The following is a 17,819-nucleotide window of genomic DNA, read 5'->3' as shown; positions in this document are numbered from 1 at the left end:
CCTCTCCCTCAGTCGTAAGGGGGTTCAGGCTGGCACAATGCCGGGCATGAGTCTGGTAGACGTCGCCATTGTCGGAGCGGGGCCGGTGGGCCTGGCCGCCGCGATTGCCTGCAAGCGTGCGGGCCTGAGCTATGTGGTGCTGGAAAAAGGCTGTGTGGTCAACGCAATTTTCGAGTACCCCACCTACATGACCTTTTTCACCACCGCGCCGGAACTGGAAATCGGCAATCACCCGATGGTCACGGGTCACGACAAGCCTGACCGCCGCGACGCGCTGATGTACTACCGCCTGGTGACGCAACGCGAGGCCCTGAATGTGGAGCAGTACACCGAGGTCACGCAGCTGCATGCGGCCCCAGCGGGGTTCACGCTGGCCGTCGAGAAACGCGACGGCACCCCCGGCGTGGTCGAAGCGCGGCGCGTGGTGGTGGCGACCGGGTACTACGACAACCCGCACGTTATAGGCATTCCCGGCGAGGACAGCGAGAATGTCAGCCACTACTACACCGAGGCGCACCCCTTTCTGGGCCTGAACGTGACAGTCATCGGCGCAGGCAACAGCGCGGCCGACGCGGCGCTGGACCTGTGGCGCGGCGGCGCCCAGGTGACCATGGTGGTGCGTGCCCCCGAGCTGAAATCCACCATCAAATACTGGGTGCGCCCTGACCTGGAAAACCGCATCAAGGAAGGCAGCATCGCGGCGCACTTTGACTCGCGGGTGGTCGAGATTCACCCTGACCACGTCACGGTGCAGCGGGAGGACGGCACCACCTGGAATCTGCCAACGCACTTTACCTTCGCCCTGACCGGCTACCGTCCCGACCTCTCGTTTCTGTCAGGCCTGGGCCTCAGTCAGCACCCCGACGAGTGCCTGGTGCTGGACGAGCATTACCAGAGCAGCGTGCCGGGCCTGTTCGTGGCGGGCAGTGCGGGCTTTGCGGGCAAGACCAATCAGGTGTTTATCGAAAACGGGCGGCACCACGCCGTCGCTGCGGTCGAAGAAATTGCCCGGCAGCTGTCGGCGCGCGAACTGGCCACGCCTTAACGGCGGCTGGCGCAGAGAGGCGGAGCCCTGATTCGGGCTCGGCCTCCCTCCTCTTTTGCCCCTGCTTCTCCCCTCTTGCATCACCGTCCTTGTTCGCAAAGTCCAGGAAAGCGCCGGCGGCTCCACTTCCCGGCACTCCATCTTTTCTCCTTCTCTACTGCGCAGCTCTGCGAGGCCTTCCAGTCGGGCTCAGCCCGCCACATATTCTGGGCTTGACCGGAATCTCGATCAGTGAAGACGCCCCTTCATGGACGCCAGCGCTGCCCGTGAAATACTTTGCGCCATGTCACCCCTGACCCGGCGCGCGTGGCTGCTGAGCGCCCTGCTGCTGGCGGCGGCGCCCAGTGCCCCTGCCCAGACCACTCCGCCTGTTTCGCCGTCTCCGGCCCCTCCTGCGCAGACGGTGCCCGGCATTCCAGCCGTGCCCCCACCGCCTGCCCCGGTGAGTCCCCCCACCCCGGCTCCCCCCGAGGAGCCGCCCGTCACGGCCCCCCCGGTTACGGACCCGCCCGTCACTGATCCAGCGCCGACGCCCCCCGTAACCGAGCCGACAGTTCCCGAGCCCACCGCGCCAGCGCCCATCCCAGCGCCGGAGGCCCCCACCCCCACGGTCACCACAACGCCCGCCAAGATCACGGCGCCGCTGCTGATCACGGTCAGCGCGCAGTGGCCAGCCGTGGTGGCCGGCAAGAAAACCACGGTGCCCTTCACCCGCACGCTGACCATTCCGGGCAAGCGGGTCGCGCTGCTGCGCCAGCGGGGCGAAATCACCCAGAGCCTGGACGCCGATCTACAGACCTTCCTGAAGGCACTCCCCACCACGCCGCAGGACGCCCGGTTTGAGGAACTGTGGGACGGCTGGGCGGTGGTGCAGCGCAACGGCCTCCAGGTCAATCTCGACAAGACGCGCGCCAGCCTCCTGGCCGCCCTAAAAGACCCCAAGGGCATCAAGGTGAACGTGGCGCTCGGGGCTCAGACGGCGCCCAAACGGACGCTGAGTTATTTCCTGTCGCGCGGCATCACAGCGCACCTGGGCACGGGCGAGACCAATTACTACGGCTCCAGCGACGCCCGTGTGACCAACATCCATGTGGGGGCCAGCCGCTTTAAAGATGTCCTGTTTGACGGCAAGACCATTTCGTTTAACCAGCTGGTCGGCCCCATCAACACCCGCAGCGGCTTTGTCACGGGCCTGGTGATTGCAGGAGAGCGCACTGCCAACGGCGTGGGCGGCGGCATCTGTCAGGTCAGCACGACGGTCTTCCGCACCCTCTACAGCGCAGGCCTGCCGGTGGTGCAGCGCCAGAACCACTCCTATCAGGTACACTACTACGATCCGCAGGGCCTTGACGCCACCATCTACCAGCCCAGCCTGGACCTCAAGTTTGCCAATGACACGGGCGGAGCCCTGTGGTTCCAGAGCGACTGGAATGATGAGGAAGCCCGCCTGGTGGTAAGCGTGTTTGGCAAGGCGCGGACCTTCGATGTTCAGATAGAGGCGCCGCGCACCCTGAGCACCACGCCCTCTCCGGCCGACCGCCTGATCAAAGACAGCAGCCTGCCGGCCGGGCAGCGCCAGCAGGTGGACTGGGCGGCGCCGGGCGCCGTCATTGAGGTCACACGCAAGTTTGTGCGCGGCGGCAAGGTGTTCAAACAGGACACCCTGAAAAGCACCTACCGCCCTTGGCCGAACATCTACCTGATAGGCACGCGCTAAAAGCGGGACAAACCCAGGGGGGCAGGCCATGAACGGCGCTGCCCCCCTTCTGGTCTAACCCTCCCTAGTCCTCGGCAGCGTACCCCAGCAGGTCCAGCACCCGGTCTAATTCCTCGCGGGAGCCGTAACTGAGTTCAACCTTCCCTTTATCCTCGCCAGTGATGCGCACGCGGGTGCCGGTGCGGCGGCTAAGGTCCAGTTCCAGCTGCCGGAAGGCGCGCGGCGGATTCACCTTGACTGGGGTCTGAACGCGGGCTTCGCGCTTCAGGGCCTCGGCGTCCCGCACGCTGAGACTGCGCGCCGTGATCTGCTCCAGCGCCCAGGGCCGGTCGTTCTCCGGCTGGGCCAGAATCGCGCGGGCGTGCCCGGCGCTGATGTGGCCGGCGTCCAGTGCGCGCAGGGCCGCTTCCGGCAGGGTCAGCAGCCGCAGCGCATTGGACACCGCGCTGCGGCTCTTGCCGACCGCCTGCGCCACGCTTTCCTGGTTCAGGCCCTGCCCCTGAAGCGCCTGATAGGCCCGCGCCTCTTCCAGTGGGCCCAGGTCCTCGCGCTGCAGGTTCTCCACGATGGCGATTTCCAGCGCCTCGCGGTCCCCCAGGTCCCGGATGATGACGGGCAGCTCGGTCAACCCGGCCAGCTGACTGGCCCGCCAGCGGCGTTCGCCCGCCACAATTTCGAAGTGGTCGTCGCGCGGGCGCACCAGGAGGGGTTGCAGCACGCCCTTGTCGCGGATGCTCTGGGCCAGCTCGGCCAGCGCTTCTGGGGCAAAGACCTGCCGGGGCTGGTAGGCCGCCTGCACAATTCGGTCGGTGGGCAGGGTCTGCACAGTGGGCGCCGCGTCTTTCTGCTCGGGGACCGGTTTGCCCAGCAGGGCGTCCAGGCCACGGCCCAGGCTAGATTTTTTCGACACGCTGCATCACCTCCTCACTCAGGCGCTTGTAGGCGGCGGCCCCGGCCGACAGCGGCGCAAAGGCGTTAATCGGCTTGGCAAAGCTGGGCGCTTCGGACAGGCGCACATTGCGCGGCACCACCGACCAGAACACCAGCTCTCCAAAGTGCTGGCGCACCATGCTCTCGACTTCCTGCGAGAGGTTGGTGCGGCCGTCAAACATGGTCAGCACCACGCCCAGCACCTTCAGACGGGGATTCAGGCCGCCCTGCACCCGCTCCACGGTTTCCACCAGACCTGCCAGGCCCTCCAGGGCGTAATACTCGGCCTGCAAGGGAATCAGCAGCGCGTCGGCCGCCGCCAGCACATTGACCGTCAGCGGCCCCAGGCTGGGCGGCGCGTCCACCAGCACCACGTCGTACCCCTGAATAGACGCCAGCAGGCGGCTCAGGGCGTCGGGGTCCTCGGCCAGTTCCACCCCCGCTCCGGCCAGGTCCGGCGTGGCGGGCAGCAGGAAGAGGCCCGGCTGGCTGGTTTCCACGGTGTAGTCGGCAGCGCGAGCAGGCTCGCCCAGCGCCTCGTACAGTCCGGCTGCTGCGCCGCGCTGGCCCAGGCCACTCGTGGCGTTGCCCTGGGGGTCCATGTCCAGCAGAAGCACCCGCTTGCCCCCGGCGGCCAGATAGGCCCCGAGGTTCACGGCGGTGGTGGTCTTGCCCACCCCTCCCTTCTGATTCACGATGCCCAGCACCCGCACCGCGCCCCTCTCCTGTGTCATGCCATTCACCGTGCCGTCCAGAATAGCGGCTGCGAGGCCGGTACGCCTTCGCGTCTGGGGTATTTGCTGGGGGACGGACCAACCTTCTCGACCACCACAAGGGTCCGGGCGTCGCCGAGCACCGGCAGAGCGAAGGCGTCTACCTTGGTCATGCGGCCTCCCAACTCTGTGGCCGCGCGGCCGCCAGCCTCCAGCTCATCTTCGGCAATAGGCCCTTTCTGGGCGACCAGCAGGCCGCCTGGGCGCAGCAGGGGCAGGGCCAGCTCGGCCAGCACGGGCAGCGCCGCCACGGCCCGGCACACCACACGGTCGTACGTGTCGCGGTGGGCGGGGTCGCGGCCCAGGGTCTCGGCGCGGCCTACCTGCGGCTGCACGTTGCCCAGGCCCAGCGCCTCGGCGGCGCCCCGCACGAAATCAATCTTTTTACGGATGGAATCCAGGGGAAGAAAAATCGTGTCTGGCCGCATGATGGCCAGCGGCAGGGCTGGAAAGCCAGCCCCCGTACCAAGGTCCAGCACCCGCCCAGCGCCCTCCAGATGGCCGCCGCGCAGGCAACTCAGGGAATCCACGAAATGCTTGAGGATAATGTCGGTCTCTGTTTTCAAGGCGGTCAGGTTGACCTTCGTGTTGGCTTCCTGAAGCAGCGTCAGCAGGGCGGCAAACTGCGCCTGCCGGGCGTCGTCCAGCGTTACATTCAGCTCATCAGCCCCCTGGCGCAGCAGGGCCTCGCCTTCAGGCGTCACAGGCCATACCTGGTTTTCATATCCTGATACCTCTCGTACACGTGATCATCAATGGTCTCCAGGGGGAGGGCGTCCAGCAGCGGCAGCAGGGTGTCGCGCAGCACGGCCCCGCGCGCCATCCACTGAAAATAGCGCCGACCTCCGTGGTCATACGGCCCGTACAGCTTCGAGCCAGGGCAGAGGCGCAGCAGGGTTTCAAACAATTTCTGGTGACGGGTGTGCATGCGCAGGGTGACCTGCGGCTGCTTGCCGTCTCCACCGAAGTGCCCCTCGCCGATCAAAATGCCCAGCAGCAGGCCCTGTTCAAATGTTGCCAAGTCTTGCCCCCTCTTGTTTCACCGTCAAGTTTCCCGTGAAACGTGATGGGGGTCAAGAGACGGCCGGCAGGCGGTGGCCCTTCTCGCCGCCTGCTTCTTGTTTCACGGTCAGATTTCCCGTGAAACACCTTGCTGCTTTAAGTGCACCAGCAACGCACTGATGTCAGCATGACGGACCCCAGAAATGCGGCTGGCCTGCTCCACGGTGCGCGGCTGGGCGCGGCCCAGCTTTTCGCGCGCTTCGTTGGAGAGGGCCTGAATCGCAGCGAAGTCCACCCCCACGAGGCTGAGATCTCGTGAGCGGTCCTCAGAGCGCAGCTGCACCTCAGCCCGGCGAATGTAGCCGGCATATTTCACTCGAATCTCGACGGCTTCCCGTTCAGCAGGTGACAGAGCAGGCAGGGCGAGGCCCAGGGCTTCCACATCGGCCAGCGAGAATTCGGGTCGGCGCAACCAGGCGTCCCCAGTTTGCCCCTGAACCCGCTGGGTTTCCAGCGCGGCCACCCCGGCGGCCACCCGCGCGTATTTCTCCTCTACTCGGGCCAGCTCGGCGCCGTCTACCAGCCCCAGCTCATGGGCCAGGGGCGTCATCCGCTCATCCGCATTGTCCTGACGCACCAGCAGGCGGTGTTCGACCCGGCTGGTCATCATGCGGTACGGCTCGTTGCTGCCCTTGAAGACCAATTCGTCCAGCAGCACACCCAGGTAACCGGTCTCTCGGGTCACGAACCGTTCGGGCTCGCCTAAGGCGCGGCGGGCCGCCGCCGTGCCCGCAATCAGGCCCTGGGCGGCGGCCTCCTCATAGCCGCTGGTGCCGTTGATCTGGCCTGCCGCAAACACGCCGGGCATCAGCTTGGATTCCAGGTTGAGCGTCAGTTCCAGCGAGTCCACCACGTCGTATTCCACCGCGTAGGCGTAACGCTGAATCACCGCCTGCTCAAAACCGGGGAGGGTCCGCACGAGCGCGTCTTGCAGGTGCGGCGGCAGTGACGAGCTAAACCCCTGGAGGTAGACCTCGCTGGTCTGCACCCCATCCGGCTCCACGAACAGCAGGTGGCGGTCATGGTGGGCAAACCGCACCACCTTGTCCTCAATGCTGGGGCAGTAGCGCGGCCCCAGGCCCTCAATGTCACCGGCAAACATGGGCGACTCGTGGAGGTTCTCGTGAATCAGGCGGTGGGTTTCGGGGGTGGTGTGGGTCTGCCAGGTGGGTGACTCGGCGGCGCGGGGGCCGGGCGTGCCGGTAAAGCCGCGCGGCTGCGGGTCCGCTGGAATCTCCAGCAGGGCCGCAAAGTCCACCGCGTCGGCGCGCACACGGGGCGGCGTGCCAGTCTTGTAGCGCTTGAGCACATGCCCCGCGCGGGCCAGTGGCGCGGAGAGGAAACGCGAGGGCGGCTCGCCCTGCCGCCCCTCGGCGCGTGACTGACGGCCATACCATGTCACGCCGCGCATGAACGTCCCAGCCGCCACCACCACCGAGCGGGCGGGCAGGCGGCGCCCGTCGGTGGTCACGACCAGCCAGCCGCCCCGGCCGTCGCTCTCCAAGTCGGCGGCTTCGCCCCGCACAATCTCGATATTGGGGTGCCCAAAAATCACGTCCTGGGCACGCTCGGCATAGGCGTCGCGCTCGTTTTGCACCCGCAGCGACTGCACCGCTGGCCCCTTACTGGCATTCAAGACGCGGGTGTGAATGGCCGTTTCATCGGCCAGACGGCCCATCAGGCCGCCCATCGCCTGCACCTCAAACACCAGCTGACTCTTGCCGGGGCCTCCCACCGCCGGGTTGCAGGGCATGCGCCCCACCGTGGCCGGGTTGCCAATCAGCAGCGCCACCCGCGAGAACTTTGCAGCGGCCCACGCCGCTTCCAAGCCCGCGTGCCCACCACCTATGATCAGGACATTCCAGCCGCTCATCTCAACCGGCCAGTGTAGACCCCACCGGCCAGCCCCAGCGTGATCCACATTGCTGGTCGGGGGCGTTGTTGCCACAGTGACCGGGTGCCTAAGATGGGGCATGGACTTCGCCGCGCTGCGCGCCGACCTGATCGGGGAAGGCACCGTCATCCGCACCCCCTACGGCGAGCGCCGCGTCACCTACGCCGACTACGTGGCCTCGGGCCGGGCACTGCGGAGTGTGGAAGACCGGGTGGCCTCTTTGGCCCTGCCGCTGTATGCCAACACCCACACCGAAGACAGCGCCACCGGCGCACATTCCACCCACCTGACCCATCAGGCCGCCGAGTATGTCAAAGGGCAGCTCGGCGGCGATCAGACCTGCAAGCTGGTGTTCTGCGGTTCGGGCAGCACCGCAGCGGTACGGCGCATGCAGGACATCCTGGGGCTGGCGGTGGGCGCCCATCACCGGGAGGCTCTACTGGCCGGCTTACCCACCAGCGGGCGCCCGGTGGTGTTCGTGGGGCCTTACGAGCACCACAGCAACGACATCAGCTGGCGCGAAACCCTGGCCGAGGTGGTCGAGATTCCTCTGTGCGAAAAGGGGAATCTCGACCTGGACGCCCTGGTCAGGGCCCTGAAGCAGCCCCAGTACGCCGGGCGGCCCAAGATCGGCTCGTTCAGCGCCGCCAGCAACGTCACGGGGCTGCTCACGGACACCCGGTCGGTGGCCCGCATTCTGCACGCGCATGGGGCCTATGCCTTCTTCGACTTTGCCGCCAGCGCGCCGTATGTCCCCATTGACATGAAGCCGGGACAACCCGACGGCTACGACGCTGTCTTCCTGAGCCCGCATAAGTTCGTGGGCGGGCCCGGCACACCAGGGCTGCTGTGTTTCCGGCAAGAGCTGTACCGCCTGACGGTCCCCAGTACGGCGGGCGGCGGCACCGTGAGCTTTGTCAGCCGCACCCGGCAGATTTATGTAGACGACATTGAGGCGCGGGAGGACGCTGGCACCCCCGCCATCCTGGGCAAGATTCGCACGGCCCTGGCCTTCAAGGTCAAGGAGAATCTGGGCACGCGGGCCCTGATGGACCGGGAACATGACCTGTACGCCCTCGCACTGGCCCGCCTGCGCTCCAACCCCCGGCTGCGCCTGCTGGGCAACCTGGACGCCCCCCGCCTGGCTTTCCTGTCGTTCCTGACCTTTACGAGCAGCGGCGGCGGGCAGTTGCACCCCCGCCTGGTGGTTCGCCTGCTGAACGACCTGTTCGGCATTCAGGCGCGCGGCGGCTGCGCCTGCGCTGGCCCCTACGGCCACGCCCTGCTGCGGGTGGATGACCAGACGAGCGAGCGCTACTTCCAGTGCGCGCTTAACCATGTGGACGGCGTTAAGCCCGGCTGGACCCGCCTGAACCTCGCCCCGTGGGCCACCGATGAAGAGGTGGCATTTCTGCTGGACGCCGTGGAATTTGTGGCTGAGTACGGCGAGCGCTTCGTGGCCCTCTACGACTTTGACTGGATGAGTGGGGCCTGGACCCACCCGGCCGATACAGCGCCGCTGGACCTGTTCGGCGCCGAGCGGCCCCGCCAGGAGGCTGGCCCCGTGCCCTACGCCGCCTATCTGGCGCAGGCGCACACGCTGGCCGCTTCGCTGGCGCCGCTGGGGGAGGGGAGACCGGTGCCGCCTCAGGTGCCAGCTGACCTCGTCTTCTTCGTGCATTAGGCCCTGACAGCGGGACCCAGAGCCGTTGAAGGGGCGTGCGCCAGGCCGAATGAAATGAGTGCACACACCACACAGCAGCAGAAGTGCAACGCTAACAGGTGCTTTCACCCCTAACTGGCAGCCGCCGTGAGCATCCCCCTCACCTCAGCGCCACACTTTGGACAGGCGTGACCCCTTTCCTCACCAAACGGTCTAAAATGCCTAACGAGCGTTTGCTAGACAGATTTGACCACGGTGGGGGCCGTCAGCGCCGCTTCGGCCCCCTGCCGCGAAAGCCAGGAGGCCGAAGCCCATGATTCAACCGTTCACCCCCGAACCGATTCGCTACGTCGCGGAAGACGGCACCCCGGTGCAGCCGCTGCCCGCACGGTTTACCCCCGAACTGCTGCGCGAGTTGCACGCCCTGATGATTCAGGCGCGCGAGTTCGACCGCAAGCTGATTACCCTGCTGCGCCAGGGCCGCACCACCTTCTACGCCCAGTCCAGCGGCATGGAAGCCACCCAGGTGGGCCTGGCGCGTTCTATCCGCGTGGGCCACGACTGGGTGTGGCCCTACTACCGCGACCACACCCTGGGGCTGGCGATGGGCGTCCCTATGTACGAGCTGATCAGCCAGTGCCTGGGGACCAACTCCGACACCTGCCGCGGCCGTCAGATGCCCCACCACTTTGCCGCACAGGCGCAAAACTTCGTGTCTATCTCCAGCTCCATCGCCTCGCAGGTGCCCCCAGCGGCGGGCAACGCGATGGCTCAGAAGTATCTGGGCGTGGACGAGATTACGGTCTGCACCTTCGGCGACGGCGCCACCAGCGAAGGCGACTGGCATTCGGGCCTCAACATGGCGGGCGCCGCTCAGGCCCCCGCGCTGTTCGTGTGCGAGAACAACCAGTGGGCCATCAGCACCTCTATCCGTGAACAGACAGCCAGCGAGACCATCCACATCAAGGCCAAAGCTTACGGGATGCCCGGCTACTACGTGGACGGCAACGACATCGTGGCTGTCATGGAGGTGCTGACCCAGGTCGCCGAGCAAATTCGTGGGGGCGGCGGCCCCGCGCTTGTGGAGTGCCTCACCTACCGCGTGGGCTCTCACTCCAACGCCGACGCGGACGCCGAGAAGCATTACCGCACCCGTGAAGAAGTCGAGGAGTGGCTGGGCCGTGACCCGATCACCCGCGTGGAAAAACTGCTGGAGCATCTGGGCCATCCCATCAGCGCCGAGGAACGCGCCGAGCTGATCGCCCGAACGCACCGCGAGGTGGATGAGCAGGTCCTGCGGGCCGAGGCCACCGGCCAGCCCGACTGGCGCATTGTCTTTGAAGACGTCTACGCCGACCTGCCCGACCACCTGCGGCAGCAAGAAGCCTTCCTCCGCGCTGAACAGACCGGAGGCCAGGCATGACCGCCACCCAGGACAGAGCAGACCAGACCGGGGCAGGAGAGAGCGCTGTGACCGAGACCCGCACCATCAACCTGATTCAGGCTGTCACCGAAGCGATTGCCGAAGAAATGGAACGTGACAGCCGCGTGGTGCTGTTCGGCGAGGACGTGGGGGCGCGCGGCGGCGTCTTCATGGCGACCGCTGGCCTGCAGGCGCAGTTTGGCAAGAACCGCGTGTTTGACACGCCCCTGAGCGAAGCCAGCATCGTGGGCGCCGCCGTGGGCATGGCCGTGCGCGGCCTGCGTCCCATTGCCGAGATTCAGTTTGCTGACTACATGGGCCCCGGCTTCGACCAGATCATTTCTCAGGCCGCCAAGATCCGTTACCGCAGCGCGGGCCAGTTCACAGCTCCGATGGTGATCCGCACGCCCTCAGGCGGCGGCGTGAAGGGCGGGCACCACCACAGCCAGAGCCCGGAAAGCTACTACACCCACACGCCGGGCCTCAAGGTCGTCATGCCCAGCACGCCCTACGACGCCAAGGGCCTGCTGAAAGCCGCGCTGCGCGGTGAAGACCCAGTCATCTACTTTGAGCCCAAGCGGCTGTACCGCGCCGCCAAGGGCGAGGTCCCCAACCACGACTACGTGGTCAAGCTGGGCGAGGCGGCGGTGCGCCGGGAGGGCACCGACCTGTCGCTCATCGGCTACGGCGGCGTCATGCCTGACCTGGAACGCGCCGCCGACGCGCTGGCCGCCGAAGGCGTGAGCGTGGAGGTCATCGACCTGCGCTCGCTGGTGCCCTGGGACCGCGACCGCGTGCTGACCAGCGTCCACAAGACGGGCCGGGCCGTGCTGGTCAGCGAGGCGCCGCGCATCAGCAACTTCATGGGCGAGGTCGCCTACGTCATTCAGGAGCAGGCCTTTGACGTGCTCACCGCACCCGTCGGCCAGGTCGCCGGTTTCGATACACCTTATCCCTACGTGCAGGACAAGGTGTATCTGCCCGGCCCCAACCGGATTGTGGCGGCCTGCGTGAAGGCGCTGACCTACTGACGTGCCGGCACGCAGAGGTGTCCAGCGGCGCGGTACAGGTACCAAACGGGCCCCGGCAGAATCTCGCTAAGCTGTGGCCTGATGCGTCCTGACCTCCTGCGCCCGCTGCTGGGCACTCTGGGCCTACTGATCGGGTTTAGCCTATACGCCCTGACAGGTCGCTTGGCCGAACCCTGGCAGAGCGCCGCCATCGGCGGCTTGTTCGCCCTGCTGGGGCTGAGCGCCTGGGTGTATGCGCGCGGCGAGCGCTGGATTCAGGTGCTGGGCGCCCTGCTGCTGATTTACGGCCTGCTGCGCGTTTTCGTGCTGCGCTAAACCGTTTCTCTCCAACCAACGAGGTATTCCATGAAAGAAGTCCTGCTGCCCGAACTGGCCGAAAGCGTGGTCGAAGGCGAAATTCTCAAGTGGCTGGTCCAAGAAGGCGACACCATCGTCCTGGAACAGCCCCTGTGCGAAGTCATGACCGACAAGGTGACGGTCGAACTGCCTAGTCCTGTGGCCGGCGTGCTGAGCAAGCGCCTGGCCGGCGAGGGCGATGTGGTCGCCGTTCACGCCGCCATTGCCCTGATTGACGAGGGCGGCAGCGCCAGTGCAGCGGCCCCCACGCCCACCCAGGCGATTCAGGCGAGCGCGGGCAGCCCCGCCGCGCCCGGCAGCGCTCTGCCCCCCCAGGCCCAGGAAGAACGTGAGCAGGTGGGCGGAGCAGCCAGCGAGGGCGGCAGCATCGTGGAAGCCGGCCACATGAAAAAGGGCGCCGACGACGACTCCACCAGTCTCTTCAAGGCCTTTGCTTCGGACGAGAAGATTCAGGTGCAGGGCCTGACCAACCGCGCCGGCGAGAACCTGGCGGGCAGCGGCGCGCCGGGCACCTACACGGGCGGCGTCGGCAGCATCCTGAACCGCGAACCGGCCCCCGCCGGCCGCGCCGACGGCCGGGTGCTGGCGGTTCCCGCCGCGCGGCAACTGGCCCGCGAACTGGGCCTGGACCTGGCCCAGGTACAGGGCAGCGGCCCCAATGGCCGCATCCGCGTGCCGGACGTGCTGGCCCACCGCGAGCAGGCCGCTTCCGCTCAGGCGGCGCCGTCTCAGAACGCCCCAGCCCAGAGCGCGCCGGCTCAGGCCGCCAAAGCCGGCGCGAGCGGCCTGCCCGTTGCCCCCGTGCAGTACCGCACGCCCAAGGGCTACGAGGCCCTGGAAGACCGCGTGCCCCTGCGTGGCATGCGCCGGGCCATCAGCACCCAGATGCAGGCCAGCCACCTCTACACCGTGCGCACCCTGACGGTGGACGAGGTGAACCTGACCAAACTGGTCGAATTCCGCGCCCGCGTCAAGGACGAAGCGGCGGCTTCCGGGGTCAAGCTGTCGTACCTGCCCTTTATCTTCAAGGCCGTCACCGTGGCCCTGCGCAAATTCCCCAGCCTGAACACCTCTTTCGACGAGGCCACCCAGGAAATCGTGCAGAAGCGCTACTACAACCTCGGCATGGCGGTCGCCACCGACGCCGGCCTGACGGTGCCTGTCATCAAAGACGTGAACCACAAGAGCGTCTTTGATCTCGCCCGCGAAGTGACCGACCTGGCCGGCCGCGCGCAGGCCGGGAAGTTGCAGGCCGATGAGCTGGCGGGCAGCACCTTTTCCATCACGAACATCGGCTCGATTGGCGCGCTGTTCTCGTTCCCCATCATCAACGTGCCCGACGCCGCCATCCTGGGAGTTCACTCCATCGTGAAGCGGCCCATCGTCAATGAATACGACGAGATCGTAGTGGCTCACATGATGTACCTCAGCCTGTCGTTCGACCACCGCCTGGTGGACGGCGCCGAGGCCGCGCGCTTTTGCAAAGAAGTCATCCGCCTGCTGGAAAATCCCGACCGGCTGATGCTCGAAGCGATGTAAATCCAGTACCCCGCTCAATCTTCCGGCAGACTGGCGCCCCTCCCAGTCTGCCTTTATCATGATCTGACCGAGCGTTCATTTGTGTCCCACTGTGTCCTGCACTTCAGGAAACCGTCAGCCCTGCGCGGTACTCTGGACAGTCACAGGCCCCTGTGGCCTTTTGCCACCGCCCTTCCCCTCTCTTTGGAGCTGCACCTGATTCCTATGCCCCGATTCATCCTTGCCCTGCTGACCCTGCTGGTGCTGGCCACGCCCGCCAGCGCTCTGAAACTGATCGTCTGGGACCGCGACCTGCTGACCAAGCTGGGCGACGGCGAGAGCAGCGGCGGGCGCGTGACCCTCCGCCTGGTGACCGATTACAGCGGTCCGGTGGTCGTGCTGTTTGCGCCCACCGAGGAGGAACGGACGCGCGGCGGGCTGTCGGCCCTGAAAAGCCGCTATGTGGGCACCCTGGAGGATGGGCAACTGACCCTGGAAGGTGGTCAGTCGCTAAGCCGCCTGCTCTCGGGGTTCAAGCTGTCGCTGGGCGTGCAGCCCGCTGGACAGAGTCTCAGCCTGCCGGGCCTGCGCAATTCGGGCAATAAGTAGGCGCTCCGGGCGCGGGAGGCAGCCCACCCTCCACAGATTTCTTAAAGGTCAGGCTCCGTGCCGCGCGTTACCATCTCAGGACAGGGGCGCCCGAATGCGGCGCTGAAGGAGAAACATGCTGGCTCAGATTCTGATTGTTGAAGACGACCCGCACCTGGGGCCGCTGCTCAAGGAGTACCTGTCGGCCGACTATCAGGTGCAGCACGCCGCCACCCTGAAAGACGCGCAGGCGTGGCTGGGGACCCACACCGCCCAGCTGATTCTGCTGGATCTCAACCTGCCCGACGGCGACGGCCTGGACCTGGTGCAGGCGCTGCGTCAGTATTCCAGTACACCCGTGCTGGTTCTGTCAGCACGCAGCGGGGTGCAAGAGCGGGTGGCGGGCCTCAATGCGGGCGCCGACGACTACCTGACCAAGCCCTTTGCGATGCCGGAACTGGATGCCCGCATCACGGCCTTGCTGCGCCGCACGGCAGCAGGCACGGGCGTCAATCTGGGCAACACCAGCCTCAGCACCAGTTCGCTGCTGATGACGGTGAACGACAAGAACGTGAACCTCACTGAACATGAGGCGCGCATTCTGGAGCTGATGATGCGCACGCCCGAGCGGGTGTTCTCGCGCGCGGACATAGAGTCGCATCTGTACGGCTGGGAAACGCCCAACAGCAACTCGGTGGAGGTCCGCATCTCGCAGCTGCGCAAGAAGCTGGAACACGCGGACAGCGACCTGCGCATCCGCACCATTCGCAACGTCGGTTACGTGCTGCAGGCCTAGCGTGCCTGACTCTGCGCCTTCCCCTGCGCGGCCCGCAGCGTTTCCCCCAGGAACGCCCCGGGCCGCGCGGCTGACGCCCGGCGCCGGGCTGTATTCGGCGCGGGTGGCCTGGCGCCACTCGCTGCGCTTTCGGCTGGCCCTGACCTACAGCGCGCTGGCCCTGGCCCTGATTGCGCTGATGACCCTGGGCGTGGTCCTGCTGCTGCTGGGCAGCATGGAGCGGCAGTTTGTGGACCGCCTGAACGAGCGGGCCGACACGCTGGCCGGGGCCTTTACCAACACCGGGGGGGGCCTGGGCAGCAGCGCCGGGGGAGCTGGAGCCTACACCCTGGTGGTGAACCCGGCCGGGCAGGTCACCTACGCCAGCCCGGCGCTGCGCGACTATCAGGACACCGGCTACGTGTTTGGCGACCTGGCCCGCGTCCCCGTTCAGAACACGACTGTGCGCGCGGTCAAGCGCAAGGCCGGCGACTACGGCACCCTCTGGGTGGGTCTGCCCGAAGACGACCTGCTGGCCGCCCGCCAGAGCGCCCTGAGTGCCCTCCTCCTGGCCCTGATTGTCGCCCCCGCAGTGCTGCTGCTGACCGGGTGGTGGGTGGGGCGGCAGGCGCTGACCGGCCTGGAAGCGGCGGCCAACCTCGCAGACCGCATTGACCCCACCCACAGCCTGAGCCCTCTGCCGCTGCCTGCTAGGGAGGACGAGGTGCACCGCCTGCTGGCGGCCATCAACCGCCTGCTGGTCCGCATTGAGGCTGGGCAGGCCCGCGAGAAGCAGTTGCTGGGCCAGATTGTGCATGAGCTAGGCGCACCACTGACCGTCCTGAAAGCCAGCCTGAAGCGCGCCGAAGACCGCACCGGCGACGCCGAGGTGGCCCGCGCCGCCCTGGTGGCCGACGAGCTGACCTTTACCACCCAGGACCTGATGCAGCTGGCGCGCGGTCAACTGGAACTGAAACTGGCCTGGCACTACATCCCGGCGCGTACCCTGCAAGGGCGCCTGGACCGGCTGGTGCCGGGCACGCAGTTTCTGGGGAACTGGGCGGGCGGCATTCTGTGTGACCCCGACCGGCTGACCCAGGCGCTGCGCAACCTCCTGGCTAACGGGCGGCGCGCTGCCGGGCCAGAAGGAACCGTGACCATCACGCTGGCCGAAACGTCCGAGCAGGTTACGTTTACCGTACAGGACAGCGGCCCTGGGCTCCCGCCTGAACTGGGCGAGCAAATCTTTGAACCCTTTGTCAGCGGCGCGGGCAGCAGCGGCCTGGGCCTCAGCGTGTCGCGCCAGATTGCCCGCATGCACGGTGGAGACCTGAGCGGAACCAACAGCCCGCAGGGCGGCGCTGTGTTTACCCTGACCATTCCGGGCGCGGCGCTGGGCGACGAGGACGACTAGAGGTCCTGTCTGGCGGCATCTGCGGCCTGAGCCGCCGGCCCCGCCCCGTATGCTGACCGGGTGACCAGCGCCTCTCTGTTTGACCCGCCGACCTCACCGCCTGACGAAGCGCTGGCCCTGCTGATTCTGCGCTTGACGCCGCAGGTGGGACCACGGCGCATTGAGGCGCTCCGGCAACATTTCGGAGGAGCGGCGGCGGCCCTGAGGGCCACGCGGGCCGCGTTGCGCGAGGTGCCGGGCCTGGACTCCCGAAGCGTGGCGGCCATTGGCGACCCTAAAGCCGAGGCCCTGGCCCGCGCCGAGCAGACCAGGGCCGCCGAGGTGGGCGTCACCCTGCTGTACCGGGGCCTGCCAGGTTACCCGCCCGCGCTGGACGCCCTGAGTGACCCGCCGGCCGTCCTATGGGTGAAAGGCGAGCTACCAGCACTCCCCACGGTGCCGCGCGCCATCGGGATCGTGGGCACCCGGGCGGCCAGTCCACACGGCGCCGCCTTTACCCGGATGCTGGCCGCCGACCTGGCCCGCGCGGGCGTGGTGGTGGTCAGTGGATTGGCCCGGGGCATTGACACGGCCGCCCACGGCGCGGCGGTGGAGGCAGGCGGCGTGAGCATCGGCGTCCTGGGCAGCGCGGTGGACGTGATTTACCCCAGCGAGAACAAGGCCCTGGCCAGTCGCCTGACCCTGTTGAGCGAATCGCCGCTGGGCACTGGTCCGGCGCAGCACCTTTTTCCAATTCGCAACCGCCTGATCGCGGCCTTGTCGGCCGGCACGGTGGTCGTAGAAGGCGAGCGCAAATCGGGGTCTCTGATTACCGCCACCCACGCGCTGGAATGTGGGCGCACGGTGTTTGCGGTGCCGGGCCGCGCCGGGGACCCCAGGGCCGCTGGCCCTCATCAGCTCCTGCGTGACGGCGCCGTCCTGACCGAGAGCGCGCACGACATCCTGCAGGAACTGGGCTGGGGGCGCGTGCCCGTTCAGCCACTCCCCGACCTGCCCCCAGAGCAGACGCGCGTGCTGGCGGCGCTGCGTGGACCGGTGACCCTGGACGACCTTCAAGGCCAGACTGGGCTGCCGCTGGCCGAACTTCAGACGGCGCTGGTCATGCTGCAACTGCTGGGGCTGGTGGAAGAAACCGGAGGCCGCTGGGTTCGGCGTTAGGCTTCCGTCTGTATCGCCAGTAAAGTGGAATAGAACCGATTCACCAACTCCGTCCGTCCGCTGCGGTTTTCCTTGTCGCTCTCCTACGGATTTGAGGAACTGCCTTCTAGAGCTGTGCGAGTTGGCTCGGATTCAATCTTTTGCAAAAACGGTTTGATCCGAGCCCGGATTACAGATGTTGTGGGCCGAAGTCCTTTTCAATCACCACACGCGGCGGTCCTGGCAGGGTCACGCCTTCTTCTACTGGGTCAAGCAGTGTGGGCAAGCGGGAACGCAGCCCCACCACCAGCCCACCGCCCTCACCTTGCAGGCCCTCCGCCTGCGGGTTCAAGGTCAGAGTCCATCCGCCACCCGGCCAGGCCACGGCCACGCTCAGCGCCTCACTCCTGACCAGAGCCGCCAGTTCCAAGTCGTCCAGCCGGACCCGCACGCGCCCCGGTGTAAACCGGACCTTCATCTCTGTTGGCCTGC

The 17,819-nt window shown here is 67.0% G+C and carries 17 protein-coding genes; 11 read left to right on the top strand and 6 right to left on the bottom strand.

Annotated elements, in window-relative coordinates:
- The first annotated feature begins 46 nt into the window (after window positions 1-46).
- Together K7W42_RS20690 and K7W42_RS20685 are read left to right on the top strand one after the other, a co-directional pair.
- A complete protein-coding gene (locus tag K7W42_RS20690; protein ID WP_224577084.1) occupies window positions 47-1,045 on the top strand; it encodes a YpdA family putative bacillithiol disulfide reductase in 999 nt (332 codons plus the stop codon).
- A 283-nt stretch (window positions 1,046-1,328) separates the two neighbouring features.
- Window positions 1,329-2,762 (top strand): VanW family protein, encoded by a 1,434-nt coding sequence (locus K7W42_RS20685; RefSeq protein ID WP_224577083.1) that lies wholly within the window; start codon window positions 1,329-1,331, stop codon window positions 2,760-2,762.
- Between the two features lie 64 nt (window positions 2,763-2,826).
- Here K7W42_RS20685 and K7W42_RS20680 read toward each other — a convergent pair whose 3' ends face one another.
- The 5 genes from K7W42_RS20680 to mnmG all read right to left on the bottom strand — a co-directional run bounded on the left by K7W42_RS20680 (window position 2,827) and on the right by mnmG (window position 7,400).
- A complete protein-coding gene (locus K7W42_RS20680; RefSeq protein ID WP_224577082.1) occupies window positions 2,827-3,672 on the bottom strand; it encodes a ParB/RepB/Spo0J family partition protein in 846 nt (281 codons plus the stop codon).
- The gene (locus K7W42_RS20675) at window positions 3,656-4,405 is read right to left on the bottom strand and encodes a ParA family protein (RefSeq protein WP_369411410.1); all 750 of its coding nucleotides are present in this window, start codon (window positions 4,403-4,405) and stop codon (window positions 3,656-3,658) included. The genes K7W42_RS20680 and K7W42_RS20675 overlap by 17 nt, the downstream gene beginning before the upstream one ends.
- Window positions 4,406-4,431: 26 nt before the next feature.
- Entirely contained in the window at window positions 4,432-5,169 is a 738-nt protein-coding gene (rsmG, locus tag K7W42_RS20670) for a 16S rRNA (guanine(527)-N(7))-methyltransferase RsmG (protein ID WP_224577080.1), read from the bottom strand.
- A complete protein-coding gene (locus tag K7W42_RS20665) occupies window positions 5,166-5,486 on the bottom strand; it encodes a hypothetical protein (protein WP_157460978.1) in 321 nt (106 codons plus the stop codon). Before K7W42_RS20665 ends, rsmG begins: the two co-directional genes overlap by 4 nt.
- Window positions 5,487-5,594: 108 nt before the next feature.
- The gene (gene mnmG / locus K7W42_RS20660; protein WP_224577079.1) at window positions 5,595-7,400 is read right to left on the bottom strand and encodes a tRNA uridine-5-carboxymethylaminomethyl(34) synthesis enzyme MnmG; all 1,806 of its coding nucleotides are present in this window, start codon (window positions 7,398-7,400) and stop codon (window positions 5,595-5,597) included.
- Window positions 7,401-7,500: 100 nt separating this feature from the next.
- On the opposite strand from mnmG, the gene K7W42_RS20655 reads away from it, so the two are divergent.
- The 9 genes from K7W42_RS20655 to dprA all read left to right on the top strand — a co-directional run bounded on the left by K7W42_RS20655 (window position 7,501) and on the right by dprA (window position 17,348).
- Window positions 7,501-9,105 carry an aminotransferase class V-fold PLP-dependent enzyme gene (locus K7W42_RS20655; RefSeq protein ID WP_224577078.1) on the top strand — a complete coding sequence of 535 codons (1,605 nt, stop codon included), beginning with the start codon at window positions 7,501-7,503 and terminating at the stop codon, window positions 9,103-9,105.
- A 292-nt stretch (window positions 9,106-9,397) separates the two neighbouring features.
- Window positions 9,398-10,507, top strand: coding sequence for a thiamine pyrophosphate-dependent dehydrogenase E1 component subunit alpha (locus tag K7W42_RS20650; RefSeq protein WP_224577077.1), 1,110 nt, complete (start codon window positions 9,398-9,400; stop codon window positions 10,505-10,507).
- The gene (locus K7W42_RS20645; protein ID WP_224577075.1) at window positions 10,504-11,538 is read left to right on the top strand and encodes an alpha-ketoacid dehydrogenase subunit beta; all 1,035 of its coding nucleotides are present in this window, start codon (window positions 10,504-10,506) and stop codon (window positions 11,536-11,538) included. Before K7W42_RS20650 ends, K7W42_RS20645 begins: the two co-directional genes overlap by 4 nt.
- Window positions 11,539-11,619: 81 nt before the next feature.
- Window positions 11,620-11,853, top strand: coding sequence for a hypothetical protein (locus K7W42_RS20640; protein WP_224577073.1), 234 nt, complete (start codon window positions 11,620-11,622; stop codon window positions 11,851-11,853).
- A gap of 30 nt (window positions 11,854-11,883) precedes the next feature.
- Window positions 11,884-13,434: a dihydrolipoamide acetyltransferase family protein gene (locus K7W42_RS20635; RefSeq protein ID WP_224577072.1), complete on the top strand. Its 1,551-nt coding sequence runs from the start codon at window positions 11,884-11,886 to the stop codon at window positions 13,432-13,434.
- A gap of 204 nt (window positions 13,435-13,638) precedes the next feature.
- A complete protein-coding gene (locus tag K7W42_RS20630) occupies window positions 13,639-14,022 on the top strand; it encodes a hypothetical protein (RefSeq protein WP_224577071.1) in 384 nt (127 codons plus the stop codon).
- A 115-nt stretch (window positions 14,023-14,137) separates the two neighbouring features.
- Complete coding sequence (locus tag K7W42_RS20625; RefSeq protein WP_157460993.1) at window positions 14,138-14,797, top strand: response regulator transcription factor; 660 nt, start codon at window positions 14,138-14,140, stop codon at window positions 14,795-14,797.
- Window positions 14,798-14,867: 70 nt separating this feature from the next.
- Window positions 14,868-16,190, top strand: coding sequence for a sensor histidine kinase (locus K7W42_RS20620; protein WP_224577088.1), 1,323 nt, complete (start codon window positions 14,868-14,870; stop codon window positions 16,188-16,190).
- Window positions 16,191-16,250: 60 nt separating this feature from the next.
- The gene (gene dprA / locus K7W42_RS20615) at window positions 16,251-17,348 is read left to right on the top strand and encodes a DNA-processing protein DprA (protein ID WP_224577070.1); all 1,098 of its coding nucleotides are present in this window, start codon (window positions 16,251-16,253) and stop codon (window positions 17,346-17,348) included.
- 169 nt (window positions 17,349-17,517) lie between these two features.
- On the opposite strand, the gene K7W42_RS20610 is transcribed toward dprA, so the two are convergent.
- Window positions 17,518-17,805 carry a hypothetical protein gene (locus K7W42_RS20610; protein WP_224577069.1) on the bottom strand — a complete coding sequence of 96 codons (288 nt, stop codon included), beginning with the start codon at window positions 17,803-17,805 and terminating at the stop codon, window positions 17,518-17,520.
- Window positions 17,806-17,819: the final 14 nt, after the last annotated feature.

Source organism: Deinococcus betulae (assembly GCF_020166395.1).
GTDB classification, from domain to species: Bacteria; Deinococcota; Deinococci; order Deinococcales; family Deinococcaceae; genus Deinococcus; species Deinococcus betulae.
The sequence above is the reverse complement of the archived record's forward strand: the minus strand, read 5'-3'. Positions and strand labels throughout refer to the sequence as shown.

Coding starts and splice junctions, on each gene's coding strand:
- K7W42_RS20645 (WP_224577075.1), top strand. CDS start 10,504: ATGACCGCCACCCAGGACAGAGCAGACCAGACCGGGGCAGGAGAGAGC.
- K7W42_RS20635 (WP_224577072.1), top strand. CDS start 11,884: ATGAAAGAAGTCCTGCTGCCCGAACTGGCCGAAAGCGTGGTCGAAGGC.
- K7W42_RS20640 (WP_224577073.1), top strand. CDS start 11,620: ATGCGTCCTGACCTCCTGCGCCCGCTGCTGGGCACTCTGGGCCTACTG.
- K7W42_RS20685 (WP_224577083.1), top strand. CDS start 1,329: ATGTCACCCCTGACCCGGCGCGCGTGGCTGCTGAGCGCCCTGCTGCTG.
- K7W42_RS20630 (WP_224577071.1), top strand. CDS start 13,639: ATGCCCCGATTCATCCTTGCCCTGCTGACCCTGCTGGTGCTGGCCACG.
- K7W42_RS20650 (WP_224577077.1), top strand. CDS start 9,398: ATGATTCAACCGTTCACCCCCGAACCGATTCGCTACGTCGCGGAAGAC.
- K7W42_RS20690 (WP_224577084.1), top strand. CDS start 47: ATGAGTCTGGTAGACGTCGCCATTGTCGGAGCGGGGCCGGTGGGCCTG.
- K7W42_RS20625 (WP_157460993.1), top strand. CDS start 14,138: ATGCTGGCTCAGATTCTGATTGTTGAAGACGACCCGCACCTGGGGCCG.
- mnmG (WP_224577079.1), bottom strand. CDS start 7,400: ATGAGCGGCTGGAATGTCCTGATCATAGGTGGTGGGCACGCGGGCTTG.
- K7W42_RS20655 (WP_224577078.1), top strand. CDS start 7,501: ATGGACTTCGCCGCGCTGCGCGCCGACCTGATCGGGGAAGGCACCGTC.
- K7W42_RS20610 (WP_224577069.1), bottom strand. CDS start 17,805: ATGAAGGTCCGGTTTACACCGGGGCGCGTGCGGGTCCGGCTGGACGAC.